Raw genomic sequence first — 340 nt, forward strand, 5'->3', positions numbered from 1 at the left:
CGCACGCTTTTACACGCCTGACGGTTTTCAAGACCGTTCCCTTCAGCCGGACTTGGGTAATCCTCCAATAAATAGTCCGTACGGGATTCGAACCCGTGTTACCGCCGTGAAAAGGCGGTGTCTTAACCCCTTGACCAACGGACCATATTTATAAATGGGCACGAGTGGACTCGAACCACCGACCTCACGCTTATCAGGCGTGCGCTCTAACCACCTGAGCTACGCGCCCAAGTTTAAAAAACTTGGTAATTGAACAAAGTTCAAAGCGGGTGACGAGAATCGAACTCGCGACAACAGCTTGGAAGGCTGTAGTTTTACCACTAAACTACACCCGCTAAAA

3 tRNA genes are annotated in these 340 nt (G+C 50.0%); all 3 read right to left on the reverse strand.

Annotated elements, in window-relative coordinates:
- Positions 1–72 precede the first annotated feature (72 nt).
- The 3 genes from SORDD27_RS09470 to SORDD27_RS09480 all read right to left on the reverse strand — a co-directional run bounded on the left by SORDD27_RS09470 (position 73) and on the right by SORDD27_RS09480 (position 335).
- Positions 73–144: transfer RNA gene (locus SORDD27_RS09470), tRNA-Glu, on the reverse strand.
- Between the two features lie 11 nt (positions 145–155).
- A tRNA-Ile gene (locus tag SORDD27_RS09475) sits at positions 156–229 on the reverse strand.
- A 35-nt stretch (positions 230–264) separates the two neighbouring features.
- A tRNA-Gly gene (locus tag SORDD27_RS09480) sits at positions 265–335 on the reverse strand.
- Between the last annotated feature and the right edge of the window lie 5 nt (positions 336–340).

Origin of the sequence: Streptococcus oralis (assembly GCF_001579025.1) — a bacterium.
Classification (GTDB): domain Bacteria; phylum Bacillota; class Bacilli; order Lactobacillales; family Streptococcaceae; genus Streptococcus; species Streptococcus oralis_X.